23 protein-coding genes and 2 tRNA genes are annotated in these 26,498 nt (G+C 59.1%); 10 read left to right on the top strand and 15 right to left on the bottom strand.

Annotation, left to right across the window (positions count from 1 at the left end; genetic code table 11):
* Positions 1-61 precede the first annotated feature (61 nt).
* From dnaK to Q7T10_RS04510, 4 genes are all read right to left on the bottom strand, one after another.
* Positions 62-1,996: a molecular chaperone DnaK gene (dnaK, locus tag Q7T10_RS04525; RefSeq protein ID WP_304746381.1), complete on the bottom strand. Its 1,935-nt coding sequence runs from the start codon at positions 1,994-1,996 to the stop codon at positions 62-64.
* A gap of 102 nt (positions 1,997-2,098) precedes the next feature.
* Complete coding sequence (grpE, locus tag Q7T10_RS04520) at positions 2,099-2,662, bottom strand: nucleotide exchange factor GrpE (RefSeq protein ID WP_304746379.1); 564 nt, start codon at positions 2,660-2,662, stop codon at positions 2,099-2,101.
* Positions 2,663-2,785: 123 nt separating this feature from the next.
* On the bottom strand, positions 2,786-3,139 hold the full coding sequence (locus tag Q7T10_RS04515) for an FKBP-type peptidyl-prolyl cis-trans isomerase (RefSeq protein ID WP_304746377.1): 354 nt from the start codon (positions 3,137-3,139) through the stop codon (positions 2,786-2,788).
* 103 nt (positions 3,140-3,242) lie between these two features.
* Positions 3,243-3,554 carry a helix-turn-helix domain-containing protein gene (locus Q7T10_RS04510; protein WP_304746375.1) on the bottom strand — a complete coding sequence of 104 codons (312 nt, stop codon included), beginning with the start codon at positions 3,552-3,554 and terminating at the stop codon, positions 3,243-3,245.
* 231 nt (positions 3,555-3,785) lie between these two features.
* On the opposite strand from Q7T10_RS04510, the gene Q7T10_RS04505 reads away from it, so the two are divergent.
* Entirely contained in the window at positions 3,786-4,073 is a 288-nt protein-coding gene (locus Q7T10_RS04505) for a late competence development ComFB family protein (protein WP_304746373.1), read from the top strand.
* Between the two features lie 15 nt (positions 4,074-4,088).
* On the opposite strand, the gene Q7T10_RS04500 is transcribed toward Q7T10_RS04505, so the two are convergent.
* The 5 genes from Q7T10_RS04500 to Q7T10_RS04480 form a co-directional block, all read right to left on the bottom strand.
* Entirely contained in the window at positions 4,089-4,919 is an 831-nt protein-coding gene (locus tag Q7T10_RS04500) for a shikimate dehydrogenase (protein WP_304746371.1), read from the bottom strand.
* Entirely contained in the window at positions 4,916-7,291 is a 2,376-nt protein-coding gene (rpoD, locus tag Q7T10_RS04495; protein ID WP_304746369.1) for an RNA polymerase sigma factor RpoD, read from the bottom strand. The genes Q7T10_RS04500 and rpoD overlap by 4 nt, the downstream gene beginning before the upstream one ends.
* 302 nt (positions 7,292-7,593) lie before the next feature.
* A complete protein-coding gene (dnaG, locus tag Q7T10_RS04490) occupies positions 7,594-9,468 on the bottom strand; it encodes a DNA primase (RefSeq protein WP_304746367.1) in 1,875 nt (624 codons plus the stop codon).
* A gap of 36 nt (positions 9,469-9,504) precedes the next feature.
* On the bottom strand, positions 9,505-11,355 hold the full coding sequence (locus Q7T10_RS04485; RefSeq protein ID WP_304746365.1) for a gamma-glutamyltransferase family protein: 1,851 nt from the start codon (positions 11,353-11,355) through the stop codon (positions 9,505-9,507).
* Between the two features lie 51 nt (positions 11,356-11,406).
* Positions 11,407-12,165: a 3-hydroxyacyl-CoA dehydrogenase gene (locus tag Q7T10_RS04480; RefSeq protein WP_304746362.1), complete on the bottom strand. Its 759-nt coding sequence runs from the start codon at positions 12,163-12,165 to the stop codon at positions 11,407-11,409.
* Here Q7T10_RS04480 and Q7T10_RS04475 point away from each other — a divergent pair, their 5' ends adjacent.
* From Q7T10_RS04475 to rimO, 4 genes are all read left to right on the top strand, one after another.
* Positions 12,166-12,366 carry a hypothetical protein gene (locus Q7T10_RS04475; protein ID WP_304746360.1) on the top strand — a complete coding sequence of 67 codons (201 nt, stop codon included), beginning with the start codon at positions 12,166-12,168 and terminating at the stop codon, positions 12,364-12,366.
* A gap of 4 nt (positions 12,367-12,370) precedes the next feature.
* Positions 12,371-12,447: transfer RNA gene (locus tag Q7T10_RS04470), tRNA-Val, on the top strand.
* Positions 12,448-12,573: 126 nt separating this feature from the next.
* Positions 12,574-13,107 carry a polyhydroxyalkanoate synthesis repressor PhaR gene (gene phaR, locus Q7T10_RS04465; protein WP_304746358.1) on the top strand — a complete coding sequence of 178 codons (534 nt, stop codon included), beginning with the start codon at positions 12,574-12,576 and terminating at the stop codon, positions 13,105-13,107.
* A gap of 28 nt (positions 13,108-13,135) precedes the next feature.
* Positions 13,136-14,530, top strand: coding sequence for a 30S ribosomal protein S12 methylthiotransferase RimO (gene rimO / locus Q7T10_RS04460; protein WP_304746356.1), 1,395 nt, complete (start codon positions 13,136-13,138; stop codon positions 14,528-14,530).
* A gap of 126 nt (positions 14,531-14,656) precedes the next feature.
* Here rimO and Q7T10_RS04455 read toward each other — a convergent pair.
* Positions 14,657-14,741: transfer RNA gene (locus tag Q7T10_RS04455), tRNA-Leu, on the bottom strand.
* A gap of 50 nt (positions 14,742-14,791) precedes the next feature.
* Here Q7T10_RS04455 and rnr point away from each other — a divergent pair.
* Complete coding sequence (gene rnr / locus Q7T10_RS04450; RefSeq protein WP_304746354.1) at positions 14,792-17,047, top strand: ribonuclease R; 2,256 nt, start codon at positions 14,792-14,794, stop codon at positions 17,045-17,047.
* 113 nt (positions 17,048-17,160) lie between these two features.
* On the opposite strand, the gene Q7T10_RS04445 is transcribed toward rnr, so the two are convergent.
* Genes Q7T10_RS04445 through Q7T10_RS04425 form a run of 5 tightly spaced genes read right to left on the bottom strand, consistent with a single transcriptional unit; the run spans position 17,161 to position 23,087 of the window.
* The gene (locus Q7T10_RS04445) at positions 17,161-18,633 is read right to left on the bottom strand and encodes an NAD(P)H-hydrate dehydratase (protein WP_304746352.1); all 1,473 of its coding nucleotides are present in this window, start codon (positions 18,631-18,633) and stop codon (positions 17,161-17,163) included.
* A gap of 17 nt (positions 18,634-18,650) precedes the next feature.
* A complete protein-coding gene (locus Q7T10_RS04440) occupies positions 18,651-19,538 on the bottom strand; it encodes an MBL fold metallo-hydrolase (protein WP_304746350.1) in 888 nt (295 codons plus the stop codon).
* Positions 19,539-19,547: 9 nt separating this feature from the next.
* Complete coding sequence (locus Q7T10_RS04435) at positions 19,548-20,390, bottom strand: HDOD domain-containing protein (RefSeq protein ID WP_304746348.1); 843 nt, start codon at positions 20,388-20,390, stop codon at positions 19,548-19,550.
* 53 nt (positions 20,391-20,443) lie between these two features.
* Positions 20,444-21,697, bottom strand: coding sequence for a D-amino acid dehydrogenase (locus tag Q7T10_RS04430; protein ID WP_304746346.1), 1,254 nt, complete (start codon positions 21,695-21,697; stop codon positions 20,444-20,446).
* Positions 21,698-21,755: 58 nt separating this feature from the next.
* Positions 21,756-23,087: an amidase gene (locus tag Q7T10_RS04425; protein WP_304746344.1), complete on the bottom strand. Its 1,332-nt coding sequence runs from the start codon at positions 23,085-23,087 to the stop codon at positions 21,756-21,758.
* Positions 23,088-23,266: 179 nt separating this feature from the next.
* Between Q7T10_RS04425 and rpsB the strand changes: the two genes are divergently transcribed.
* The 4 genes from rpsB to frr all read left to right on the top strand — a co-directional run bounded on the left by rpsB (position 23,267) and on the right by frr (position 26,490).
* Positions 23,267-24,019 carry a 30S ribosomal protein S2 gene (gene rpsB / locus Q7T10_RS04420; protein WP_304746342.1) on the top strand — a complete coding sequence of 251 codons (753 nt, stop codon included), beginning with the start codon at positions 23,267-23,269 and terminating at the stop codon, positions 24,017-24,019.
* A gap of 91 nt (positions 24,020-24,110) precedes the next feature.
* The gene (gene tsf, locus Q7T10_RS04415) at positions 24,111-25,034 is read left to right on the top strand and encodes a translation elongation factor Ts (protein WP_304746340.1); all 924 of its coding nucleotides are present in this window, start codon (positions 24,111-24,113) and stop codon (positions 25,032-25,034) included.
* Positions 25,035-25,146: 112 nt separating this feature from the next.
* Positions 25,147-25,869 (top strand): UMP kinase, encoded by a 723-nt coding sequence (pyrH, locus tag Q7T10_RS04410; RefSeq protein WP_304746338.1) that lies wholly within the window; start codon positions 25,147-25,149, stop codon positions 25,867-25,869.
* A gap of 60 nt (positions 25,870-25,929) precedes the next feature.
* Positions 25,930-26,490, top strand: coding sequence for a ribosome recycling factor (frr, locus tag Q7T10_RS04405; protein WP_304746336.1), 561 nt, complete (start codon positions 25,930-25,932; stop codon positions 26,488-26,490).
* Positions 26,491-26,498: the final 8 nt, after the last annotated feature.

Here is a 26,498-nt window from a genome sequence, read left to right as displayed (position 1 = left end):
ATGCTCCTGGTTTCCGCCTTGCTGTCTGTAGTTCACGCCTGAGTCAAGGCGACTGCCAAGGTCAGCCTTTTTTGACTTCCTTGACTTCAGCGTCCACCACATTGTCGTCGGCGGCTGGCTTGGCCTGCTCGGCGCCTGCTGCGGCACCGGCGCCAGCATCGGCTTGCGACGCCTGCATGTCGGCGTACATTTTCTCGCCGAGCTTCTGGCTCGCTTCCATCAGGGCTGTGTTCCTGGATTCGATCGCAGCTTTGTCGTCGCCCTTGAGGGCTTCTTCCATATCCTTGATGGCGGTCTCGATTTTTTCTTTCTCGCCGGCTTCCAGCTTGTCGCCGTACTCACCCAGCGATTTTTTCACGCTGTGGACCATGGCTTCGGCGCTGTTCTTGGCCTGCACGAATTCGACTTTTTTCTTGTCTTCTTCGGCGTTCAGCTCGGCGTCTTTCACCATCTGCTGAATCTCGGCTTCCGACAGGCCCGAGTTGGCCTTGATGGTGATCTTGTTTTCCTTGCCGGTGCCCTTGTCCTTGGCGCCGACGTGCAGGATGCCGTTGGCGTCGATGTCAAAAGACACTTCAATCTGCGGCGTGCCGCGTGCTGACGGTGGAATGCCTTCAAGGTTGAACTCGCCCAGCGCCTTGTTGCCCGAAGCAATCTCGCGCTCGCCCTGGAACACCTTGATCGTCACGGCTGGCTGGTTGTCTTCAGCGGTCGAGAAGGTCTGGGCAAACTTGGTCGGGATGGTCGTGTTCTTCTTGATCATCTTGGTCATCACGCCGCCCATGGTTTCAATCCCCAGGGACAACGGCGTCACGTCGAGCAGCAGCACGTCGGTGCGGTCGCCTGACAGCACTTGGCCCTGGATGGCGGCGCCAACGGCCACGGCTTCATCCGGGTTCACGTCCTTGCGAGGCTCCTTGCCAAAGAATTCCTTGACCTTTTCCTGCACCTTGGGCATGCGGCTCATGCCGCCGACCAGAATCACGTCCTGGATGTCGCCCACGCTGATGCCGGCGTCCTTGATGGCGGTGCGGCAGGGGGCAATGGTGCGCTCAATCAGCTCTTCGACCAGGCTTTCGAGCTTGGCGCGGGTCAGCTTGATGTTCAGGTGCTTGGGGCCAGACGCATCGGCTGTCACGTAGGGCAGGTTGATGTCAGTCTGGGCACTGCTGGACAGCTCGATCTTGGCTTTTTCAGCGGCTTCCTTCAGGCGCTGCAGGGCCAGTACGTCCTTGCCCAGGTCCACGCCTTGTTCCTTCTTGAACTCGGCAATGATGAAGTCGATGACACGCTGGTCAAAGTCTTCACCGCCCAGGAAGGTGTCGCCATTGGTGGACAGCACTTCGAATTGCTTCTCGCCATCGACATCGGCGATCTCGATGATGGAGATGTCGAAGGTACCGCCGCCCAGGTCATACACGGCAATCTTGCGGTCGCCCTTTTCGTTCTTGTCCAGGCCAAAGGCCAGGGCAGCAGCGGTAGGCTCGTTGATGATGCGCTTGACGTCCAGGCCGGCAATGCGGCCAGCGTCCTTGGTGGCTTGGCGCTGTGCGTCGTTGAAGTAGGCGGGCACCGTGATCACGGCGTCGGTCACTTCTTCGCCGAGGTAGTCTTCGGCGGTCTTCTTCATCTTGCGCAGAATGTCGGCGCTAACCTGCTGCGGTGCCATGCGGTTGCCGCGTACTTCGACCCAGGCGTCGCCGTTGTCGGCGGCGGCAATCTTGGAGGGCATCAGGTCGATGTCCTTTTGCACGTCCTTCTCGGAGAACTTGCGGCCGATCAGGCGTTTGACGGCGTACAGCGTGTTCTTGGGGTTGGTGACGGACTGGCGCTTGGCCGATGCGCCGACCAGCACTTCGCCGTCTTCCTGGTACGCAATGATGGACGGCGTGGTGCGCGCGCCTTCTGCGTTTTCAATGACCTTGGCGGTGTTGCCTTCCATGATGGCGACACAACTGTTGGTGGTTCCCAAGTCGATACCGATGATTCTTCCCATGATTTACTCCTGCGATATTAAAAATTCAGATGCAGCTAACTTGAAGCCTGTTCAGTGGAATTCAAGTGATATTTGTGGCCGGGCTGCGGTGGCGCGCCTGTGCTATTTCGGCGCCGTCACCGTCACCAAGGCAGGGCGCAGCACGCGGTCTGCGATGGAATAGCCCTTCTGCAGCAGGCTGACGACGGTATTGGCTTCCTGCTCCGACGGCACCACGCTGATGGCCTGGTGTTGATGCGGGTCAAACTTGGTGCCAGCCGTTGGAGCAATGGCGACGACCTTGTTGCGCTCCAGCGCTGCAATCAGCTGGCGCAAGGTGGCCTGCGCGCCTTCGCGGATTTGCTCGACCGTACCGTCCTTGATGGTCAATCCGGCTTCCAGGCTGTCGGCGACGGGCAGCAGGCTTTCAGCAAAGCTCTCGACCGCGAACTTGCGGGCCTTGGAAATTTCGTCCTCGGCACGTCGGCGGGAGTTCTCTGCATCAGCCTTGGCCCGCAGATACTGGTCTGCCAGGTCGCCGGTCTTGGCCTGCAGGGCCGCCAGTTCTGCCTGCACCTGCGCCAAGATGTCCGGTTCGGCTGCGGTCTGCGACGCAAACATGCCTTCGGTGCTCTGGAAGCTGGCTTCGGATGGGTCTTGTTGGGGGGAGGATGGCGTGTCAGACATGCAATTGGATAGAGGTTTGACGGTTGGTACAAATGGGTGAGCCTAGTTATGGGGGCCCACCAAGGCAATTCAAGAGGGCGCGCAGCCCTTTTTGTGCCGGGATATTGTGTCTTCGGACAGGTATCAGGCGGATGTGCCCAACAATTCAACGTCGAACTTGAGGGTCGCATTGGGTGGAATGACGCCACCGGCGCCGCGTGCGCCATAGCCCAATTCGGCGGGGATGATCAGGGTGCGTGCACCACCGACCTTCATGCCGGCTACGCCTTCGTCCCAGCCGCGAATCACCATGCCGGCACCGAGATGAAACACAAAGGGGTCATTGCGGTCTTTGCTGGAGTCAAACTTGGCACCCTGGGTCGCGTTGTTGTACAGCCAGCCGGTGTAGTGCACGGTCACGCTCTGACCCTTGGCGGCAACGGCGCCGGTTCCCTCGATGGTGTCCTCGTATTGCAGGCCGGTGGCGGTGGTGATCATTGAAAATCCTTTGGTGAAAAGCCTTAAATTATGCCGCAGACAAAAAAAAGACAGGCAGAGCCTGTCGTCTTTTTCACGGCCTGCAGGCCATCGGAAACGGGAATCAGCTGGCTTTTTTGGCCTGGCTGGTGGCCCATTTGCCGGCAAACGCCTGCAAATCACCCAGGCGCTTGAGCAAATCGGCTCCCAGATGGGTTACGGAGTAGCCGTCGCTGCCATGGGTCATCAAGCCTGCTTCGCGCAATTCCTTGATACGGGTGTTCAGGGTGTTCGGGGTGATGCCCCCAACGCTGTCTTGCAGCAGACGAAACGTCTGGGCGTGGCCGTCGCGCAGAGCCCACAGCACCCGAATGGCATACCGTGACTCCAATAGGCTTAATAACTGGCCAATGGCAAGCGATTCTTTTGCACTCATTAACTTACCTCTCCTCGATGCGGTTTTCTTGCAGGCGCATGGACAGGCTGGTTAGCCGCCATCGCAAATATATGTACAGCCTGTTAAATCAGTGCAAACTATATCGCAGTTTTCGCCATGCTACAAGTTTCATAGCTATCGGCTGGGCGGTGAGTTCGCTTGTCAGCAGCAGGTGGAGATGCTAAGGTTGTAATAAGAACGCTTTGTTTGTGTCGTGTTTTGGAGATTTCCATGGTGTTTAATTTTGAGCAGGTCCACAACTATTACGAACGCCTGGTATTTGAAGAAGTGGCGCGCCGCGCCGAGGCGCATCCCGATTTCACGTCGGACATGCTGGGCGATGTGGCCTGTGTAGCGCTGAACCGGCTCCCGGCACGCTATGTGCGCCATGACGTGGATCTGATGTTCTACCTGACCGAGCATGAGCGCCATGCCATTGAGCTGTCGATGGAGGAAGTGCTGCAGTTCGCCTTTGGATTCGTGTTGGAGCGGGCCAACAAATCAGGGCGCGGGGCCTAGCGACAAGCGCCGGGGTTAAAACGTTGCCGCCAGCTTGGCCAGTAGTTCTGGCGTGACGCCAGGGCTGACGCCAAACCAGGCCTCAAAGGCCGCCCGCGCCTGGTGGACCAGCATCCCCAGCCCGTTGACGGTCGCGTTGCCGCGTTGACGGGCGGCGGCCAGCAAGGGCGTCTCCAGGGGTACGTACACAATATCCGACACCAGCGCCTGCGGGTGCAGCCGCTCCAGCGACAGGTCCAGCGCGGGCTGGCCGTGCATGCCCTGGTTGGTAGTGTTAACCAGCAGCCCCAGATCATCCAGCGTGTCGTGACGGTCTTCCCAGACCACGGCGCGGACCGGGGATCCAAATTCCTGTGCCATGTCGTGGGCCTTGGCCCAACTGCGGTTGATCAGCCGGATGTCGCGCGCGCCGCTGTCGATCAGGCCGGCCAGGACCGCACGCGCCGCGCCACCGGCGCCCACTACCGTGACCGGGCCTACGCTGGCTTGCCAGCCGGGTTGGGCTTCGAGCAGGCTCTGGATAAAACCCAGTGCATCGGTGTTGCGACCGGTCAAGGCCCCTTCGTTTCCGACGACGATGGTGTTGATGGCACCAATACGGGCCGCCAGCGGCTCGATATGGTCTACCAGGGTCATGGCCGCCACTTTGTGCGGAATGGTCAGGTTGCAGCCGGCAAAGCCGAGTATTGGCAGGGCACGTAGGGCCGTCTGCAACTGCTCCGGTTGTACCGGCAGCAACACATAGGCTCCTTGCAGACCATGCTGGGCAATCCAGTGGTTGTGGATGACCGGTGAGCGCGAATGCGCCACCGGCCAGCCCATGATCCCCGCGAGCTTGTAGGTCACAGGTTGTCGGTGAAGCTGCGCAGCTTGTCGGAACGGCTGGGGTGCTTGAGCTTGCGCAGCGCCTTGGCTTCGATCTGGCGGATGCGCTCGCGCGTCACGTCAAACTGCTTGCCGACTTCTTCCAGCGTGTGGTCGCTGGTCATCTCGATACCAAAACGCATGCGCAGCACCTTGGCTTCGCGCGGTGTAAGGCTGTCCAAAATGTCGTTGACCACATCGCGCAGGCCGGCCTGCATCGCGGCTTCACTCGGCGCGGTGTTGGCACCGTCTTCGATGAAGTCGCCCAGGTGGCTGTCGTCGTCGTCACCGATAGGCGTTTCCATGGAGATCGGCTCTTTGGCGATCTTCATGATTTTGCGGATCTTGTCTTCCGGAATCTCCATGCGCTCGGCCAACACACTGGCATCGGGCTCAAAGCCGAACTCCTGCAGATGCTGGCGGCTGATGCGGTTCATCTTGTTGATGGTTTCGATCATGTGCACCGGAATACGGATGGTGCGGGCCTGGTCCGCAATGCTGCGGGTGATGGCCTGGCGAATCCACCAGGTGGCGTAGGTGGAGAATTTGTAGCCACGACGGTATTCGAACTTGTCCACTGCCTTCATCAGGCCGATGTTGCCTTCCTGGATCAAGTCCAGAAACTGCAGGCCGCGGTTGGTGTATTTCTTGGCGATCGAAATGACCAGGCGCAAGTTGGCCTCGATCATTTCCTTCTTGGCCGCACGTGACGAATACTCGCCTTCGTTCATCCGCTTGTTGATGTCCTTGAGCTGGTCCAGCGGGACCACGACACGGGCTTGCAGATCCGTGAGTTTTTGCTGCAGGTCCTGCACCGGCGGAATGTTGCGCGCCATGATGGCGCTCCAGGGCTTGCCGGCGGCGGCCTGCTTCTCGATCCATTTCAGGTTCAGCAACTGGCTGGCAACCTTGTTGCCATTCTTGTCGCGGCCACTGAAGTCGGCAATGAAGTTCTCTTGCGGGTAGCCGCATTTGTCCACAATGATGCGGCGCAGTTCGCGCTCTTTCTTGCGGACATCGTCCACTTGAGCACGCACCATGTCACACAGTTTTTCAATCGCCTTGGCGGTAAAGCGGATTGACATCAGCTCTTCGCTCAGCAGCTTCTGTGTCTTGATGTAGCTGGGTGTGCCGTACCCTTCCTTGTCATAGATCTTGTGGATCTTTTCAAACAACTCACGCATCTTGTCGAAGCGGACCATTGCCTCGCGCTTGAGCTCTTCCAGTTTTTTCGTGAGTGCTTTGGAGCCGCCTTTGCCATCGTCATCGTCGGCAGCATCAAACTCGTCAAAATCTTCCTCTGCCACGTAATCGTCGGCTTCATTGGGGTTGGAAAAGCCGTCCACGATGGTGGTGATGACGATCTTTCCTTCGCGGATGTCTTCACCCAGGCGCAGAATTTCGGCAATGGTGGCCGGGGATGCCGAGATGGCCTCCATCATGGCCATCAAGCCGCCTTCGATGCGCTTGGCAATTTCGATTTCACCTTCGCGTGTCAACAGCTCGACCGTTCCCATTTCGCGCATGTACATGCGCACCGGGTCGGTGGTGCGCCCAAACTCGCTGTCCACGGTTGAGAGCGCAGCTTCGGCTTCTTCTTCGGCTTCTTCTTCGGTGGCCGCGGTCGAGACATTGTTGTTGAGCAGCAGCGTCTCAGCATCCGGTGTCTGCTCATAGACGGCCACACCCATGTCGTTGAGCATCGCGATCACGACCTCGAGCGTTTCGGCATCGACCAGCTTGTCGGGGAGGTGATCGGAAATCTCGCCGTGCGTGAGGTAACCGCGTGTTTTGCCGAGCTTGATCAGGGCTTTGAGGCGCAGGCGACGCTTGGCGATGTCTTCTTCAGACAGCACCGTTTCGTCCAGGCCAAACTCCTTCATCAGCGCGCGCTCTTTGGCCTTGCTGATCTTCATGCGCAGGGGCTTGACTTTTTCGCCGGCGGCTACTGGTTCACCCACCAGGTCGGCTTCAATGTCGGACATGTCCATGTCGTCCGCACCGCCGGACGGGACGGCGTTTTTGGGTTTGCGGCCTCGCTTGGCCCCGGTTTTCGGCGCTGCACCGGATTCCGCGGTTGCGATTTTGGGCGGGCGCCCCGGTTTCTTCTTGACAACAACTTCGACGGCTGCGGCGAGGGGTGCCGCTTTTTTCAATTCAACGACGGACGCTTTGACGGGAGACTTGGATGCGGGCACTGTTTTGACTCTCAATTCGGGCTTTTTGATGGCGGTCTTGGTTGCCACTTTGTCCTGAGCCTTGGGAGGCGCGGACCTGGAAGCCGATTTGGCGGCAACCTTTGTGGCGGGCTTTGCAGCGGACTGGACAGGCTTCTTGGACTTTTGAGCAGGCATGTAAAAACCTCAGAACTTCAAAAAAACAGACAGAATGGACAGACGCCGCAATCGACCGGCGCAGTTTGTGTGACAGAGGAAACGAATCCCCGGTGGCAAGATGTGAGGGCGAACATTTGGTGTGCAGTCCTTGCGGTAGGGTAGCCGGTCGTGAACAGTGTCATCGTTTGGCTGGGCCCGGAGGTGCTGCTGTCGCTCTTGCCGAAAATCAACCTTGGATTATACCTCGGGTTTTCAAAAAATCAATTTTGAAGACTCATCCCCCAAGTTGGGCCATGCCGGGCCGTTTCAAGCTGGCGCAATTAATCGGCCCGGGAGAGCGCTGTTTCCAGTTGCAGTCTGCGGGACTGAAGCTCGCGGTAGAGGAGGAGGGCGGCCGGGTCCGCCTTGGAGGCCGCGATGGCCTCGGTTTGCTGGATTTTGATGCGCTCGACCAGCATACGGTTGAGGAGATCGCGCAGTTCGGCGGCGGATTCGTCCGCTTCTTCAGCGTCGCCGAGCTCGTGATCGGCCATGAGTCGAAGGGCGAGGTCTTCGCCCTCGTGCCCATGCAGTCCCTCACGCAGAGCCACCCAGGGCTGCGGGCCGTGTTCATGCAGTTGACGTTCCAGCCAGACAAACAGGGGGCCGTGCGGTGGGGGTAGCTCGCACAACATGGTGTGGTCTTCGGCCGACAAGACTTCAAGCGCAGCCATATTGCCCAGCAGGATACGGGTGGCATGGTCGGCCCGGCTGGCTGGCAGGGTGCGGCCACCTGAACGGGGTCGCGGGGCAAATTTTTTACGTGAAATACCGCTGTAGCCCCCGGATTCATTGTGTAACTTGCTATCTTTTGAATAGCGTTTTTGTTTTTCATCGCCGCTGCCTGCCGGCTTGGGGTTCCACACCTCGCTCAATTCGCGGTTGGACAATTGCACCAGGTCGGAAATTTCGCTTAATAACTGCTGCTTCAGCGCCCCATCGGGCAGTTGCATCCACAGGGGCTTGGCATTGCTGGCCATATGGGCGCGGCCTTCTGCGGTGTTCAGATCGCAGCCCTCACGCGCCGCATCGATCAAGAATCGACTCAAGGGAACCGCTTCGCTCACATAGCGTGCGAATGCTTCCTTGCCGAACTCGCGGATGAAGCTGTCGGGATCGTGCTCAGCCGGCAAAAACAGGAACTTGACGCTGCGCACATCGGTGGCAAAGGGCAGGGCGCCATCCAGTGCCTTGCGGGCGGCGCGCCGACCTGCGGCGTCGCCGTCGAAGCTGAATACCACCGAATCGGTGAAGCGAAACAGCTTTTGCACGTGCTCCGCCGTGCAGGCCGTTCCCAAGGTGGCTACCGCATTCGGGAAGCCGAGTTGGGCCAGAGCCACCACATCCATGTAACCCTCGGTCACCAGGGCGTAGCCATGCTCTCGCAAGGCATTTCGGGCTTCGAACAGGCCATACAGTTCGCGGCCTTTGCTGAAAACCGGTGTTTCAGGCGAATTCAGGTACTTGGGTTTTTCGTCACCCAGCACGCGCCCGCCAAAGCCAATGCAGTCGCCTTTGACGTTTCGGATGGGAAACATGATGCGGTCGCGAAAACGGTCATAGCGCTTTTCATTCTCGCCTTCTTCCGCGCTCAGGATCACCAGCCCGCTTTCCACCAGCAGGGGATCGTCATAGTTCGGGAAAACGCTGGCCAGGCTGCGCCAACCCTCGGGCGCATAGCCCAGTCCATATTGCCGCGCTACTTCGCCCGAGAGACCGCGCTTTTTGAGGTAATCCACCGCTCTCGGTGAGTTCTTCAGCTGTTTTTTGTAGGCGTCGCCCGCTTTTTCCAGCACATCAGACAGGGTGGTCTGCTTTTCCCGCTGTTCGGCCGCGCGCGCGCGGTCTTGAGGGCTGGCGTCGTCCTCGGGCACCTGCAGGCCGTATTGCTGGGCGAGGTCTTTCACCGCCTCCACAAAGGTCATGCCGGCGTGGTCCATCAGGAAGCTGATGGCATTGCCATTTTTGCCGCAGCCAAAGCAGTGATAGAACTGCTTGGCAGGACTCACTGAAAATGACGGCGATTTTTCCCCGTGAAACGGGCACAGGCCCATGAAATTGGCACCGCCTTTTTTGAGCTGCACATAGCGGCCCACGATCTCCACCACATCAGCGCGTGAGAGCAACTCCTGGATGAAGGTCTGGGGAATGGACATGCGTGGATTGTAGAAAGCTGAAAACCGGGCTGGCGTTCAGTCGCCGAGTACCACTCCTTCACGCCGGGGATCGGCACCACCAAAGAAACCGGCGGCGGTACGCTGAATGGCTTGCAGCCCGCTGGTCATGTTGACTTCGAGTACCTCATGGCCGCGGGCGTTGAGCGCTTTGATGGTTGCGGACGGGAAACGCCCCTGTTCCAGCAGGGTTGGGCCGTTGAGAGAGGCAAAATTAGGCAGGTTGATGGCGTCCTGCGCGTTCAGCCCCCAATTCAGGACGCCGTAGAGCGTCTTGGCTGTGAAGTGAATGATGAACGCGCCACCCGGGCTGCCAGTGCTCATCACGAGTTGCCCGGTCGCCTTGTCGAATACCAAAATCGGAGCCATCGACGAACGGGGTCGCTTGCCACCCTGAACGCGGTTGGCGATGGGAGCGCCTGTTGCGTCAGTCGGTGCAAAACTGAAGTCAGTGAGCTCGTTGTTCAGCAGAAAGCCGCCTGAGAGCCCAACGCCACGGTTGACCATCAGGCGCGCGCCCCAACCGTCTTCAATGGTCGTGGTCATCGCCAGTGCGTTGCCCCAGGCGTCGACGATGGAGATGTGCGAGGTGCCGTATTCGGGTTGATCGGGCATGGGCGCAAAGCCCTTCTTGACATTGCCGGGCCGGCCCGGCCGGGCTGTCTTCATGCTGGGGGCGCCACCCCCGGTGCCGATCAGCTTGCTGCGCCTGGCCAGATAGTCTGGCGCCAGCAGACTCATCCAGTCGCCGGCCGGGGCGCTGACGAAATCCGGATCAGCCAGGAACTGCGCCCGGTCGGCAAAGGCCAGCCGCGATGCTTCGGTATACAGGTGCAACCATTCGGCACCGGGTGCGACGCCGTGCAATGCGGGTTCAGGCGGGTGCGTGTCAGCTGCCGTGTTGTTCAGAATACCCAGAATCTGCGCGATGGCGATCGTGCCTGAACTGGGCGGCGGCATGCCGCAGATTCGATACTCCTTGCGGACAGCCGTTACGAAACGGGGTGGCTGAGCCGAGTAGTCAAAGCACAGCGGTGCGCGTCTTTTGGCCCGGTACCCAGCCAGGTCGCTCAGGGACAACAGGCCGGGATTCGCAGGGTGCCGCCGGACCTTGGTGACGATTGCCTGCGCGATGTCACCCTCCATCAGTGCCATTGCGCCGCCATTGGCGATGCGTCGGAGAACGGCTCCCAGTTCCGGGTTTATAAGCAGATGGCCGACGGGCCAGGCCTGGCCATTGGCATTGAAGAAGTAGCTTGCGGCTACCGAATCTTCTTTCAGGTGTTGTTCGCTGGCCAACAGTGTGTTCATGCGAGCACTGACTGGGAAGCCGCTCTCGGCCAGCGCAATGGCCGGCTCAAACAGTTGGGCCCAAGGCAATTTGCCGTGCTGGCGGTGGGCCATCTCCAGCATGCGAAGTGTGCCCGGCGTGCCGACCGAGCGGCCACCCACCACGCCCTCGATGAAGGGAACCGGTTTTCCATCCATGCCGATGAAGAGTGTCTCGCTCGCGGCAGCAGGGGCAGTTTCACGACCGTCAAAGGCTTCTGTTTCCTGGCCGTTGTAGTGCAGCAGAAAGGCGCCACCACCGATGCCACTTGACTGGGGTTCCACCAGCGTGAGCACCATCTGCACGGCGATGGCGGCGTCAACTGCGCTGCCTCCGGCCTTGAGCGCCTGGTAGCCGGCGTCGGCGGCCAGCGGGTTGGCGGCGGCGACAGCAAATCTGGATGTGCTCCACCCCGGCTTTTTGGAATAACCTGATGCGCGTTCAGGCGGGCTGGAGTTGCTGGAATTGAAATTGCCCTGGTTGCTGGCGCAGCCCGCTGCAAGCAGCGCCGCCAGCAGGGACAGGGCAACGAGTTTCATGGACGGCTCCTTGTGCCGGGAGCGTCCATATCTTTTGGTGGTGTCGTCGTGTTAACGTGGGGCCAGGCGAATGGCGCCGTCAAGGCGGATCACCTCGCCGTTGAGCATGTCGTTCTCGAAAATGTGCTGGGCCAGTTTGGCGTAGTCCTGCGGCGTGCCCAGGCGCGAGGGGAAAGGCACGCTGGCGGCAAGGGAATCCTGGACCTCCTTGGGCATGCCGAACATCATGGGCGTGCCAAAAATGCCGGGGGCGATGGTCATGTTGCGAATGCCATTTCGCGCCAGGTCGCGGGCGATGGGCAGCGTCATGCCGACGATGCCGCCTTTCGACGCGCTATAGGCTGCCTGGCCGATCTGGCCGTCATAGGCGGCGACTGAAGCAGTGGAGATCATCACGCCGCGTTCACCCGTGGCTTCCGGTTCGTTTTTGCACATGGCGTCGGCAGCCAGGCGAATCATGTTGAAGCTGCCCACCAGGTTGACGGTGATGCATTTTGTGAATACACCGAGGTTGTGCGCACCATTCTTGCCAACGGTTTTTTCGGCTGGCGCAATGCCGGCGCAGTTCACCAGGCCCATGAGTTTGCCCATGGACACAGCCTTGGCAACCACTGCCTGGCCATCGGCTTCCTGGCTGACGTCGCACTTGACGAATGCACCACCAATTTCTTTGGCAATGGCTTCGCCTTTTTCGGACTGCATGTCAGCGATGACCACTTTGCCGCCCTTGGCTGCCAGCATGCGGGCGGTGCCTTCGCCCAAACCCGATGCGCCGCCTGTGACGATGAATACTTTACCTGCGATGTCCATGTGAAAACACTCCAAAAAAATGCGGTTGACGTTGACGTTGACGTTGACGTTGACGTTGACGTTGACGTTGACGTTGACGTTGACGTTGACGTTGACGTTGACGTGAACGTCAATTATGGAGTATCCGTTTCAGATCCATTTTTCTTTTGCTGGCAGAAAAAATGCTCCAGGATTGCTGATATACTTTGTGGCTTCGGATAGTTTCAGGCGCATAGCTCAGCTGGTTAGAGCACCACCTTGACATGGTGGGGGTCGTTGGTTCGAGTCCAATTGCGCCTACCAAATTTCACTTTTGGTTTTTCACGCATCCTCAGGGTAAACCTTGGGGATTTGCGGTGGGACACTCCCTAAAATGTGTTGCAGTGCAATACAGTTTATTCAGCCTTGGTCTGAGTCAGAGGGACCCACATGCAAAACAAGAAAACCGCTGAGACAAAAGTCACCCAGCGCGTTATAAAGAAATACCCGAATCGGCGCCTTTACGACACTGACACGTCGAGCTACATCACACTGGCAGAAGTCAAACAGTTGGTGATGGACAGCGAGCCTTTCGTGGTGCGCGATGTCAAGACCGGGGAGGACCTGACCCGCAGCATCTTGCTGCAAATCATTCTTGAAGAAGAAGCCAATGGTTCCCCGATGTTCACAGCGCCGGTGCTGGCCAGTGTGATCCGTTTTTATGGGCATGCCATGCAGGGTCTCATGGGCGGGTACCTGGAGAAGAATATTCAGTCCTTGATGGAAGTTCAGGCTAAATTCGCTGAGCAGTCCAAGGGTTTGACGCCTGAAATGTGGGCCCAGTTCGTCGCCATGCAGTCTCCTGTACTGCAGCGGATGATGGGCGGCAATCTGGACCAGTCAAAAAATATGCTGGCGCAGATGCAGGAGCAGATGCAAAAACAGACCGACCAGATGCTCGGGGCTTTTGGGATCAAACGCTAACCAGGGCGAATGCTGGGACAATAGATACATGAGCGAAGTTATTACAAAAAGCAACACTGCACCCAAAGTCGGATTTGTCAGCCTCGGATGCGCGAAGGCGTTAACGGATTCCGAACTGATCCTCACGCAACTGAGCGCCGAGGGTTATCAAACCTCCAAGACATTTCAGGGTGCCGATCTCGTCATCGTCAACACCTGCGGTTTCATTGACGATGCCGTCAGGGAGAGCCTGGACACCATTGGTGAGGCGCTGGCCGAAAACGGCAAGGTAATCGTGACAGGCTGCCTCGGCGCCAAAGCGGGCGAGGGTGGCGGCAACCTGGTCAAACAAATGCACCCTAGCGTGCTGGCCGTGACCGGCCCGCAGGCAACGCAGGAGGTGATGGATGCCGTGCATGCCAATTTGCCCAAGCCACACGATCCGTTTATAGATCTGGTTCCCAATGCATTTGGTGTGGCAGGTGTGAAGCTGACGCCCCGACACTACGCCTACATCAAGATCAGCGAAGGTTGCAATCACCGTTGCACCTTCTGCATCATTCCGTCCATGCGGGGCGATCTGGTATCGCGCCCCATCGGGGATGTGCTGAAGGAAGCGCGAGCCCTGTTTGAAGGCGGCGTGAAGGAGTTGCTGGTGATCAGCCAGGATACCTCTGCCTATGGCGTTGACGTCAAGTACCGCACCGGATTCTGGGACGGCAAGCCGATCAAGACGCGCATGCTGGAATTGGTACAGGCACTGGGCGACATGGCGGAGCCGTATGGCGCCTGGGTTCGCTTGCACTATGTGTATCCGTATCCCAGCGTGGATGAGGTGATTCCCCTGATGGCCACCGGCAAGGTGCTGCCCTATCTGGACGTCCCCTTTCAGCACAGTCACCCCGATGTGCTCAAGCGCATGAAACGCCCGGCCAGTGGTGAGAGAAATCTGGAGCGCATCGAACGCTGGCGCGAGGCATGCCCTGAGATAGTGGTTCGCAGCACCTTTATTGCGGGCTTTCCGGGTGAGACCGAAGAAGAGTTTTCTCATCTGCTGGATTTCATGCGTGAAGCCAAGATTGATCGTGCCGGCTGCTTTGCCTACAGTCCGGTGCAGGGCGCTGCTGCCAATGACATTCCCGGCATGTTGCCGATGGAACTGCGGGAAGAGCGGCGTGCGCGTTTCATGGCCGTTGCCGAGGCTGTGTCGGCGGCCAAGTTGCATCAGCGCATCGGCGCCACCATGCAGGTGCTGGTGGATTCAGCGCCGGCAATGGGCAAGAAGGGTGGGCTGGGACGTTCCTATGCCGACGCGCCTGAGATTGACGGTGTGGTGAGGCTATTGCCGCCTGAAAAAATTAGCAAGACGCTAAAGGTCGGCGAGTTCACCAAGGCCCGCATTGTGGGTGCACAAGGACACGATCTCGTGGCCCAGCCGTTTTAAAACTAAACGCTTGAGATATTTCACGACAACAAAAAAGCTGCTGGAAGTCCAAGGACTAACAGCAGCTTGTTTGCAAAAAAAAGACCGGGAATCCTTGTTTAAAAGACTCCCGGAATTCATTTATATTGGTGCCCGGAAGAGGACTCGAACCTCCACACCTTTCGGCACACGGACCTGAACCGTGCGCGTCTACCAATTCCGCCATCCGGGCATTTCAGGAAAGAGAGTTATTGTATCAAAAATATTAGCCAAACCAGCGGCTTGCTGGACGAAGTTGAAGGAATTGTTCAAGGCCATCGCGATGGCCACGGTTTCGTGGCCCGTGATGACGGTGAATCCGACATCTATTTGCCACCCAATGAGATGCGTGCTGTGCTGCACAAGGACCGCGTCAAGGTTCGTATTGTGCGCAGTGATCGCAAGGGCCGGCCAGAGGGCCGCGTCGTTGAAATCGTTGAGCGGGCAAAACAACCCATCATTGGCCGCCTGTTGCAGGAAAGCGGGATCTGGATCGTTGTTCCTGAGGATAAACGCTATGGCCAGGACGTACTGATCCCCAAGGCCGCGACGGGCTCGGCCAAGACAGGCCAGATTGTTGTCGTTGAACTGACGGAGGCGCCGGCCTTGTACGGCCAGCCGGTGGGGCGCGTCACGGAGGTGTTGGGCGAGGTTGACGATCCCGGCATGGAGATTGAAATTGCGGTACGCAAATACAGTGTGCCGCATGAATTTTCCGAGGCTTGCATTGCGCTGGCACGCACGCTACCGGACAAGGTGCGTCCGCAGGACAAGAAGCACCGTGTCGATTTGACGGACGTCGCATTGGTGACCATCGATGGCGAAGACGCCCGCGATTTTGACGATGCGGTGTATTGCGAGCCGGTAAAACTTGGCAAGGGTAAATCTGCCGCCAAGGGCTGGCGTTTGCTGGTGGCCATTGCCGATGTCAGTCACTATGTCGAAACCGGTTCTGCCATTGACGTGGACGCCTATGAGCGCGCCACCAGTGTTTACTTCCCGCGCCGCGTCATTCCGATGCTGCCTGAGAAGCTGTCCAATGGGCTGTGCTCGCTGAATCCGGAAGTTGAACGCCTGTGCATGGTGTGCGACATGATGGTGACTGAGGACGGCGAGGTCGACGCGTACCAGTTCTACCCTGCGGTTATGTGGAGCCATGCCCGTTTCACCTACACCGAGGTAGCGGCGATTTTGGCCAACACGCGGGGCCCCGAGGCGCTCAAGCGCAAAGAGCGCGTGACGGATTTGATGAATCTGCACGATGTGTACCGGGCGTTGCTGAAGTCGCGCGTGCGTCGCGGGGCCGTGGATTTCGAGACGGTTGAGACTCAAATCGTTTGCGATGAAAGCGGGCGTATCGAGAAAATCGTGCCGCGCACCCGCAACGATGCGCACAAACTGATTGAAGAGGCCATGCTGGCAGCCAACGTTTGCAGCGCGGATTTCATTGCCCAAAGCAAGCACGCTGGTTTGTTTCGCGTGCACGTGGGGCCCACGCCCGAGAAAAAGGAGGTTCTTCGCAACTACCTGAAAGTCACTGGCGTGGGGTTGACCATCAGCGACGATCCTTCGCCCGGTGAGTTTCAGGCCATTGCCGCTGCGACGAAGGACCGGCCGGACGCGCAGCAGATTCACTCGATGTTGTTGCGCTCCATGCAGCAAGCGATCTACACGCCGGTGAATGAGGGCCACTTCGGCCTGGCTTTTGATGCTTACACCCACTTCACCAGCCCGATACGGCGTTACCCCGATCTGCTGGTGCATCGTGTCATCAAGGCGATTCTGGCCAAGACCCGGTACCAGTTGCCAGTGTTGCCCACACCGGGGGAAGCCCATGCCAAACTGTCGCGACGTCTGGAAAAAGGGCTGGCGTCGCGCGTTGCGGAGCCGGGGCAAAAACCCAAGAAATTGAGCCCGGAAACCCAGGCCTGGCAAGCCGCCGGCATGCATTGCAGCGCCAATGAACGTCGTGCCGACGAGGCCAGTCGCGATGTCGAAGCGTGGCTCAAGTGCAAGTACATGCGCGAGCACCTTGGAGAGGAGTATGGTGGCGTGGTCAGTTCCGTGACGAGCTTTGGAATTTTCGTCACGCTGGACGCCATGTATGTCGAAGGACTGGTGCATATCACCGAGCTGGGTGGCGAGTACTACCGCTTTGACGAGGCGCGCCAGGAACTCCGTGGCGAGCGCACGGGTATGCGCTATGCCATTGGTTCACGGGTTCGGGTGCAGGTTAGTCGGGTTGACCTGGATGGCCGCAGAATCGATTTTCGGTTGGTACAGGACGGGGACGGCCAAGTCGTCAGGAATGCACGAGACAAGGGTTTGGGAAAAGATGATCTGGAAGCGCAGGGCCAGCCGCCCAGGCGCGGGAAGGGTGATCGCACGCAACGCGAGACGACGGTCCATACTGTCATGCCGTCGATCAAGGCGCTGAAGGATTCTGTAAAGAAGGTCAGTGAACGCAAGAAGAGCGGCAAACCCCGTCGACGTTCCTGAGCAGGCGTCCTCAGGTGTTTCGTTCCTTGCGAGTGCAGGGGCGGTGCCGCCTGGTATCTGTTCTGGAGGGCGCAGCGTGTGCCAAGGCACTGCGTATGACGCTGTCGGTCGGGTCAGTCGCCTGAAGGCGCCTGTCGGCGGGCCAATGATCCAGCCACCAGCGTCGACCCAGCGGGCCATTGGTCGGCCGCAAGGCCATGTCGATACACCGTCTGGCACGCTGCCGCGAAGGCATCCAGCCCGCTGGCCAGGCGCGCCCCCACCATGCCGGCCAGCACATCGCCGGTACCCGCAGTGGCCAGAAGGGCGTTACCGGTGGAGTTGATGACTGGTATCTGTCCGGGCGCTGCGATAACAGTGCCCGAGCCCTTGAGCACCACCGTGCAGCCAAAGCGTTGCGCCAGTTGCTGTGCGGCTGCCAGGCGGTCGTGCTGCACCTGCATGGCTGTGATGCCCAGCAGACGGGCGGCTTCCAAAGGATGGGGGGTGAGTACGGTGGCCGCAAGACGCTTGCCCCGGGCCATCAGCAGGGTCTGCAGCTGACTGTCGATCGCTATCATATTAATAGCGTCCGCATCAATAACGACGTTGGTTGAGGTCGACAATATCCTTGGAAGCGGGCCGCGAACGGCATCACCGCCGCCGCAACCACACACCGTCGTCATGGCCGAGAAGTCCAGTGCATCGACCGGCCGGAACATCAGCTCGGGCTGGCTGGCATCGACAGCCATTGAACCGCCATCAAGCAAACCCACAAAAACCCGTCCCGCGCCCCCATACAGAGCGGCCGACGCCGCCAGCAGGGCAGCACCGGTCATGCCCGCCGCGCCGCCGACCACGACCACATCGCCGTAGCTGCCTTTATGCGAGGCATGAAGGCGCGCCGCGGCCAACGGTGCGCCCGCCAGCCAGGCCGTGGGAGTGGCGGTCGACTCGTTGGCCGCCGTGTTGTGAGCGGTATCCAGGTCGTCCAGCCACACGGTGCCCGCGGCGTCGCGTCCATGGGCGGTGAACAGGCCGGGTTTGAGCGTCAGCAGGCTCAAGGTGTGCCAGGCCTTCACACTGTGCTGCGCAACAACGCCGGTGTCGGCATGCAGCCCGGTGGGCAGGTCCACGGCCAGCACGGGGGGTGTGCCGGCGTTCATCAGGTTGATCCAGTGGGCCATGCGGCCTTCTGGCGCACGAACATCTGCACCGATGCCCAGCAAGGCATCGATGGATAAGTCGTAGTCATCGGGTGGCGTCTCGGCGAAGGCGACGCCTGCTTCAAACGCGCGCTGGTACGACGCGGCAGCATCCGGCGGCGCTTTGTCCAGACTACCCAGCCAGGTCACTACCGGCAGTTTGCCCCAGCGCTGCAGGTGCATCGCGGCTTCCAGCCCGTCGCCGCCGTTATTGCCGGGGCCGCACGCAATCCAGATACGTCGGGCATGAGGTGTCAGCGCCAGCGCCAGTTGCGCCATGGCCAGCCCGGCCCGTTGCATCAGGGTATGGGGGGGCAGGGCAGCCTGGGCGGCGCGTTCGATGCGGCGCGTGGCGTCAACGTTGTACAGGGCCTGACGCGAGCGGGAATCGATTTTCAGCATGGGACCAGTCGGTCAATCTAGAACTCGTAGGTCTCGCCCTCGCGGGCCAGGCGATAGTCGGGGCCACCGGCCTGCGGTGGATTGTCGACAAGCACCTGCCGGAAGACCGCATCGAGGGCGTCGTCGCTGCGGGTGGGTTCGTGGTGCGTGCAAAACAGCACCTTGGCACCCGCGTCTTTGGCGTACTGGATGCTGGTGTTGAAGGTTCCGTGGCCCCAACCCTTTTTGGCGGGGTATTCCTGCTCGGTGTAGGAGCAGTCGGCGATCAGCACGTCCACTCCCTGCATGGCGCGCAGGATGCTGTCGGCTTTTTCATCGACGAAGGTCTGGTACTCGGCATACCCCTCATCACCCGGCTCATAGATATTCTGCGGCGGTTCGTGGTCACCGGTAAAGAACACCGATTTGCCGTTGGCTTCAATACGGTAGCCGAAGTCAATGACCGGATGGTTCATGAGATATGGCGTCACCGTGGCGGACCCGATCTGGATGCTTTGTTCAGGCGCGAGCGTGACGTATTCAATTCGCGCTTTCATCTCGGCTTCGCGCACCGGAAAATAGCTGTATTGCAGCTGCACCGACATGACCTGCTCCACGCCCTTGCCTGAAACCGGGTCAAATGCACCATGGAGGCGCAAGGTGTTGCCGGGGATGAAGTTGGGGATGAAAAAGGGCAGGCCCTGAATGTGGTCCCAGTGTGAGTGGGTGATCAGCACATTGGCCGTCACCGGCAATTCGGCCAGCAGCGTTTGCGACAGCGGAAAGATGCCGGTTCCGGCATCAATGATGATGAGTTCGTTGTTGTCGGTGCGAATCTCGATACAGGTGGTATTGCCACCATAGCGCACGGTATTCGGTCCAGGTGAGGCAATGGATCCCCGCACACCCCAAAATCTGACTTTCATGCCTTGCCCTCAAATTTTCGAAAATATCTTGGCTTCCTCGAACAGCGGAGCCAAGTCTCCCAAGGAAACTATGACTTCATCCAGGGTGCCTCCCAGGCGCTTGGCGATCGTGGCCGGGAATTCTTCAACGCAGGGGTTTCCGCCAAAACCGAATGCCATCTTCTTACTGATCTGGTTGGCCGCAAAGACGCAGGCGATCATGTCGGTGTCTTTGAGGTCGGGTCCGTACTGATGCTGGATCGTCTCGATCAGACTGGGCGCAAATCGCCATTTTTCAACCAACATCGCGCCGACAACCGCGTGGTCCACGCCGATGACCTTGCGCAGGGCCAGGTGCAGAGAGCTTCCATCTGATTGACTGGTCTCCAGTGCCAGTCGAAACTCCTTCGGCATGAACTGCGCGAACACCACCTTCCCAAAGTCGTGCAGCAGACCGGCGATGAAGCAGTCCATGGGGTCGGCATCGTCAACCCGCAGCGCCAGTTGCTTGGCAATGACCGCAGTGGCGAGCGAGTGCAGAAGATACTGCTGGGCATCGAAGCCCGCCGCGTTGTCCTTGGGCAGCATGCCAATGGCTGCGATGCTCAAGGCCAGATTCTTGATGGTGTTGAAGCCCAGATAGACCACCGCATGGTTGATGGAGGTGATCTGCTTGGGCAGGCTGTAATAGGCCGAATTCACCACCTTCAGGATTTTGACCGTGACCACCGGGTCCTTGTCGATCACCTGCACCAGATCCTTGGGCGAGCAATTGACGTCCCGCGTCAACTCCAGAATATTCTGGACACTTTTGGGAAATGCGGGCATGCCGTCAACCGCTGCGGCCAGTTTTTGGGAGAGTTCAGGGCTCATGGCGTGGATTGTTTGTCAACTTCCCATTGTGCCAACATATTCAGCGCGCCATGTCAGCGATTGAGCCGCTCGACCCCAAATCCGGTGACATCCAGGTCAGGTGCCCGGCCACCGAGCAAATCTGCCAGGACCCTGGCGGAGCCGCAGCTCAGGGCCCAGCCACTGGAACCATGCCCCAGGTTCAGCCACAGTCCCGCGATGCCGCTGGCGCCCAGAATGGGTGGTCCGTCCGGCAGCATGGGACGTGCGCCTTTCCATTCCTGTACGCCGTTGGAGAGGTTGGCTGCGCCGGGAAACCAATCGTGCAACACTTTGTAAAGAAGTTGAAGGGAGTTGGCGCGCTTTTTGTCAGGCGAGCCGCCGATCTCGGCACTTCCCGCCACCCGCACGCGGTTGCCCAAGCGGGATATAGCCACCTTGTAGTGCTCATCCATCACGGCACTGCGGGGGCCGTTGAGCGGCTCTCGAATGGTGGCGCTGACCGAATAGCCGTAGACGGCTGCCAGTGGAATTTTCAGACCCAAAGGCCTCAGCAGCCGGGCCGAATCCAGGCCGGCGCACATCACGGCGGCGTCGTATTGCCGTGGTGTGTTGTCGCCTGCCACGTCCAGCGCGATCCCATCCGATGGCCGGACTTGCGTGACGGTGGTGTTGAACGAGAACTTCACGCCCAGTCGTTGCGCCTCGTTTTTCAACATCAGGGCAAACTGGCGACAGTTTCCCACTTCGTCATCAGGCAAATGGACGGCGCCAAAAAATGCGGTGTCTGGATTGAGTGCCGTTTCGATTTTGCGGGCCTCCACCGCGTCAATCTCTCTGAATGCCACGCCGGCATCGCGCAGCACTTGCAGGCCAGGCTGCATCCCTTTGCTGTCTTTTTCGGACCGCAGCAGCACCATGTAACCGTCGCTGCGGTCGTAGTCCAGCTTCAGGTCGGCCGTGATGTAGTGCAGTCGCTCCCGGCTATAGAACGCCAGGCGCTGCAAATGAGCGCGGTTGGACAGATAGGTGTCAAGCTTGCAGGCCCGATACCACTTCCACATCCAGGCCAAATCTCGACCCGAGAGCGGCAGCCCCACTTTGACCGGTGCGTAGCGACTGAACAGATGCTGGAGCACTTTGGCGCGCATCTGGGGTGCTGCCCAGGGCGTGACGTAGCCGGGCGCCACGATGCCGGCATTGGCAAAGCTGGTTTCCTCGGCGGCGGCCCCGCGTCGCTCCAACACGGTGACCTCGTGCCCGTCACTTGCCAACTCGTAGGCCGTGGTGACGCCGATGATGCCGGCACCAATGACTGCAATCTTCATGAATCCCTTTTTTCTATGCCGAAAATGGCTCTAGCCCCCGTCAAATATGCGCGGACAGCTATTGTTTTTGTAGTAACGTTTCGATCTGAAGCGCTATGTTGAGCACCGGGTCGTCACCCATGGCGCCGGCCCAGACCATCAGACCAACGGGCAACTCGTCGGGTGCATGGCAGGGAAGAGACACGGCACAGCCATCGAGCATGTTGATCACGCTGGTGTTGCGCAGGAGCAGGGCGTTGACCCTGAAAAAGGCGTCATCGCGTTCGGGCCCCGGTGCCACATCCGCAATGGGGGGCGCCACCATGGGCACGGTTGGCGACAGGAAAGCATCAAAGCCCCGCATGGCGGCATCCATTCTCTTTATCCAGCGGTTGCGCGCGCCCTGCAGCTCGATGTAGTCGCAAGCGCTCATTGTCGCACCCCGCTGGATGCGGGCCGCGACGCGAGGGTCGTAGAGCTGGGTCTTGTGTTCAAGCAGATGGTGGTGCCAGGCGTAGCTCTCGGCGGCCGAGAAGCCGCCGGTGGCCTGAATTTGCTGAAGGTCATTGATTTCGGACAGCGCAAGCTCGTCTATCCGGGCGCCGGCATTGCGCAGTGTTGTCAGGGTGCGCTGCCAGGCGCGGGACACGGTGGGATCCAGTCCGTCAAGCATCAGGGTGCTGGCTACGCCCAGGCGGTAAGCTGAAAGAGGCGCTGGGCTGCGGGTCACCCGCCGCCGGGCCAATAGCTCGTGGACAAGTACCGTGTCCTGAACGGAGCGGGTGAGGGCGCAGACGGTGTCGAGCGTTGTCGACAGAGGCAGTGCGCCGTCGGTCGGCACCAGCCGGGCGGTATTTTTGAAGCCAACAATGCCGTTGAGCGCCGCCGGAATGCGGATCGAGCCACCCGTGTCCGATCCCAGTCCAGCGAATGCCGCGCCCGTCGCCACCGAAATTGCCGCACCGGACGATGAGCCCCCCGGTATGCGGGCCACATCGCTCGCACAGGCGTTGGCCGGGGTACCGAAGTGGGGATTGACGCCCACGCCGGAGAATGCAAACTCCACCATGTTGGTTCGCCCGATGAACGCGGCCCCTGCGCGCCGCAGCCGGTCGACGGCCACACTGTCCCGCCTTGCGGGCGGGGCGTCACGCAGTGCGATGGAGCCCGCGCTGGTGGTTTGCCCCGCGACGTCGAACAAATCCTTGATGGATACTGCCAAGCCCGCCAGTGGCTTTTCCCGGATGTCCGGGCTGCCCGCCACCGCGCGGGCCTCGCCAAACATGCGGTCAAGAAATACGTGTTGGCAGGATGCTGATTGCGCTGCCTCTATGGCGCGCTCAATTTCTGCCTGTGGGTGGGTCTGGCCGGTTCGCAGCAAGTGCCGCGTCGTGAGGAGGTCTGGGAGCATGGGGTTGCCGGGGCTGTGCTATAGTCTTTGGGTTTTGCTGAGTGGCCACATGGCTATTTGGCAAGCAAATCAGCAAACCAGTTTCATCAAGGTGTTGCAACTTTCACAGGCAATTGAACAAGTGCCATTGAAAGAAGCAAAAACGAACTGGATTTTAGACCTAACCTTTGGAGTTAAACATGTCAGTAACCATGCGCGAAATGCTGGAAGCCGGTGTCCATTTCGGCCACCAGACCCGCTTCTGGAACCCCAAGATGGCCCCGTTCATTTTCGGTCATCGCAACAAGATTCACATTATCAACCTGGAAAAATCGCTGCCGATGTTCCAGGAGGCCGCCAAATTTGCGCGCCAGATCTCCGCCAAGCGCGGCACGGTGCTGATGGTTGGCACAAAACGTCAGGCGCGTGAGACCGTCGCCCAGGAAGCCCAGCGTGCTGGTGTTCCTTTTGTTGATCAGCGCTGGCTCGGCGGCATGTTGACCAACTTCAAAACGGTCAAGACTTCCATCAAGCGCCTCAAAGACATGAAGATCCAGCAGGAAGCCGGTCTGGACAGTCTGAACAAGAAAGAGCAACTGATGTTTGCCCGCGAACTCGCGAAGCTTGAGCGTGACATTGGTGGCATTCAGGACATGACTGTTCTGCCGGATGCCATTTTCGTGATTGACGTGGGTTTTCACAAGATCGCCATCGCTGAAGCCAAGAAACTCGGCATTCCCCTGATTGCGGTGGTTGATACCAATCACTCGCCTGAAGGCATTGACTATGTCATTCCTGGCAACGATGACTCATCCAAAGCAGTTGTCCTGTATGCACGCGGCATCGCCGATGCCATCATTGAAGGCCGTGCCAACATGGTTGACGACGCCACCAAAGCGATGGTCGCTGAGAGCGCAGACGAATTCGTGGAAGTGGACGAGGCATCTGCCTGAGTATTGTCCGCGACCCCAAAAAAGGGGGCTTCTGTGCCCCTTTTTTTTAGTCCCCTTTTTTATATTGTTGAACTGAGTACGGAGAATCAAAATGGCTGCAATTACCGCAAGCATGGTGGCTGAACTGCGTGGCAAGACCGATGCGCCCATGATGGAGTGCAAACGCGCTTTGACAGAGGCTGATGGCGATATGGCCAAAGCCGAGGAGTTGTTGCGTGTCAAGTTGGGTAGCAAAGCCGGCAAGGCCGCAGGTCGCATCACGGCTGAGGGTGTAGTCACCAGCTATATCGATGGCGGCGTGGGTGCACTGCTCGAAGTCAACTGCGAAACCGATTTCGTCACCAAGAACGACAGCTTTCTGGCGCTCGCCAATGCGGCTGTCGAACTGATTGCCAAGAACAACCCGGCTGATGTCGCGGCGCTGGGTGCTCTGCCTTATGCCCAGGACGGCTTTGGCCCGACGCTGGAAGATGTGCGCAAGGGTCTGATCGGCAAGATCGGTGAGAACATGAGCTTTCGCCGTTTCAAGCGTTTTGCGTCCGGCAGCAAGCTGGCCGCCTATTTGCACGGCACGCGCATTGGTGTCGTCGTTGAGTTTGAGGGCGATGAGACTGCAGCCAAGGATGTGGCGATGCACGTCGCCGCCATGAAGCCCGTGGCCTTGTCCAGCGCGGATGTGCCCGCCGAACTGGTGGCCAGGGAGCGTTCCGTTGCGGCCGCCAAGGCGGCTGAAGATGCTGCGGTTGCGACGGCTGCCGGCAAACCGGTGCAGTCGGATGAGATCGTGGCCAAGCGGATCGAAGGCGGTGTGCAGAAATACCTCAAGGAGGTGTCGCTGTTTAACCAGTCGTTCGTGAAGAACGACAAGCAGACCGTCGAGCAGATGCTCAAGGCCACTGGTACGACCGTGAAGGGCTTTACGCTCTACGTGGTTGGCGAAGGCATTGAGAAGAAGGTCGACGACTTCGCAGCTGAAGTGGCAGCCCAGGTGGCTGCCGCCCAGCAGGCAAGCTGATCGCCATCCCGCCAACGAAAACGGGATTTTTCAAGATCCAAATTCAATTCGAGATCATCGGCCTGAATTTGGATTGTTCCCGCTCACCAGTCATCACATCAAGGAGTCCATCATGTCCGTCGCCAAACCAGCCTACAAGCGAATACTGCTCAAGCTGTCAGGCGAGGCACTGATGGGGGACGACCAGTTCGGCATCAACCGCGACACCATTGTTCGCATGGTGGATGAGGTGGCCGAGGTCACCCGCCTCGGCGTGGAAGTAGCGGTGGTCATTGGCGGTGGCAATATTTTTCGCGGTGTGGCAGGGGGCTCGGTCGGCATGGATCGGGCCACTGCGGATTACATGGGTATGCTGGCTACAGTCATGAATGCACTGGCTTTGGGGGACACCATGAACAAGGCGGGCTTGACGGCACGAGTCATGTCGGCTATTGCCATCGAACAGGTGGTCGAGCCCTATGTCAGACCCAAGGCGCTGCAATATCTGGAAGAGGGCAAGGTTGTCATTTTTGCCGCAGGCACGGGTAACCCATTTTTCACGACCGATACGGCGGCTGCTTTGCGTGGCGCCGAGATTGGCGCGCAAATCGTGCTGAAGGCAACCAAGGTTGACGGGGTTTACACGGCCGATCCCAAAAAGGATCCGCACGCGACCCGATACAGCAAAATATCATTTGATGAAGCGATTTCTCAAAATCTGGGCATCATGGATGCCACCGCTTTTGCCTTGTGTCGCGATCAAAAACTGCCCATCAAAGTATTCTCCATTTTCAAACATGACGCTCTCAAGCGCGTGGTGATGGGGGAAGATGAGGGTACGCTGGTCTACGCCTGACCATGTCAAAATTGCACTGCCCGAATAGCACTTTGTGAACAGTCGAGTGAGGAGAAAAACATGCCTATTGCCGAGATAAAAAACACGGTTGAAGTCAAGATGGATCAATCCATCGCTGCGTTCAAGAACAACCTGACCAAGATTCGTACCGGCCGGGCGAACCCTGCGTTGCTGGACTCAGTCCAGGTGGACTATTACGGCTCCATGCTGCCGATCAGCCAGGTGGCCAATGTGTCCTTGCTCGATGCCCGCACTATCAGTGTCCAGCCTTGGGAAAAGGGGATGGGAGCCAAGATTGAAAAAGCGATTCGCGACAGCGATTTGGGATTAAATCCTTCGTCCATGGGCGACTTGATTCGCGTCCCCATGCCGGCCATGTCGGAAGAGCGCCGCAAGGAGCTGACCAAGGTTGTCAGGAACGAAGGCGAAAGCGCCAAGATCGCCGTGCGCAATCTGCGTCGCGATGCCAATGAGGCGGTCAAGAAAGCAGTCAAAGACAAGCTCGCCTCTGAAGATGATCAAAAGCGGTCTGAGGCAGAAATCCAGAAAGTGACCGATCGGCATATCCTCGCGATCGATCAGTTGGTTGCAGCTAAAGAGCAAGACATCATGGCGGTATGAGTTGTTGC

It is taken from the genome of Rhodoferax sp. (assembly GCF_030646845.1).
Taxonomy (GTDB): Bacteria; Pseudomonadota; Gammaproteobacteria; order Burkholderiales; family Burkholderiaceae_C; genus Rhodoferax.
Note: the sequence above shows the minus strand (reverse complement) of the source record. Positions and strands in the feature narration are given on the sequence as shown.

Coding starts and splice junctions, on each gene's coding strand:
- dnaK (WP_304746381.1), bottom strand. CDS start 1,996: ATGGGAAGAATCATCGGTATCGACTTGGGAACCACCAACAGTTGTGTC.
- grpE (WP_304746379.1), bottom strand. CDS start 2,662: ATGTCTGACACGCCATCCTCCCCCCAACAAGACCCATCCGAAGCCAGC.
- Q7T10_RS04515 (WP_304746377.1), bottom strand. CDS start 3,139: ATGATCACCACCGCCACCGGCCTGCAATACGAGGACACCATCGAGGGA.
- Q7T10_RS04510 (WP_304746375.1), bottom strand. CDS start 3,554: ATGAGTGCAAAAGAATCGCTTGCCATTGGCCAGTTATTAAGCCTATTG.
- Q7T10_RS04505 (WP_304746373.1), top strand. CDS start 3,786: ATGGTGTTTAATTTTGAGCAGGTCCACAACTATTACGAACGCCTGGTA.
- rpoD (WP_304746369.1), bottom strand. CDS start 7,291: ATGCCTGCTCAAAAGTCCAAGAAGCCTGTCCAGTCCGCTGCAAAGCCC.
- dnaG (WP_304746367.1), bottom strand. CDS start 9,468: ATGTCCATTCCCCAGACCTTCATCCAGGAGTTGCTCTCACGCGCTGAT.
- Q7T10_RS04485 (WP_304746365.1), bottom strand. CDS start 11,355: ATGAAACTCGTTGCCCTGTCCCTGCTGGCGGCGCTGCTTGCAGCGGGC.
- Q7T10_RS04480 (WP_304746362.1), bottom strand. CDS start 12,165: ATGGACATCGCAGGTAAAGTATTCATCGTCACAGGCGGCGCATCGGGT.
- phaR (WP_304746358.1), top strand. CDS start 12,574: ATGCAAAACAAGAAAACCGCTGAGACAAAAGTCACCCAGCGCGTTATA.
- rimO (WP_304746356.1), top strand. CDS start 13,136: ATGAGCGAAGTTATTACAAAAAGCAACACTGCACCCAAAGTCGGATTT.
- Q7T10_RS04445 (WP_304746352.1), bottom strand. CDS start 18,633: ATGCTGAAAATCGATTCCCGCTCGCGTCAGGCCCTGTACAACGTTGAC.
- Q7T10_RS04440 (WP_304746350.1), bottom strand. CDS start 19,538: ATGAAAGTCAGATTTTGGGGTGTGCGGGGATCCATTGCCTCACCTGGA.
- Q7T10_RS04435 (WP_304746348.1), bottom strand. CDS start 20,390: ATGAGCCCTGAACTCTCCCAAAAACTGGCCGCAGCGGTTGACGGCATG.
- Q7T10_RS04430 (WP_304746346.1), bottom strand. CDS start 21,697: ATGAAGATTGCAGTCATTGGTGCCGGCATCATCGGCGTCACCACGGCC.
- Q7T10_RS04425 (WP_304746344.1), bottom strand. CDS start 23,087: ATGCTCCCAGACCTCCTCACGACGCGGCACTTGCTGCGAACCGGCCAG.
- rpsB (WP_304746342.1), top strand. CDS start 23,267: ATGTCAGTAACCATGCGCGAAATGCTGGAAGCCGGTGTCCATTTCGGC.
- tsf (WP_304746340.1), top strand. CDS start 24,111: ATGGCTGCAATTACCGCAAGCATGGTGGCTGAACTGCGTGGCAAGACC.
- pyrH (WP_304746338.1), top strand. CDS start 25,147: ATGTCCGTCGCCAAACCAGCCTACAAGCGAATACTGCTCAAGCTGTCA.
- frr (WP_304746336.1), top strand. CDS start 25,930: ATGCCTATTGCCGAGATAAAAAACACGGTTGAAGTCAAGATGGATCAA.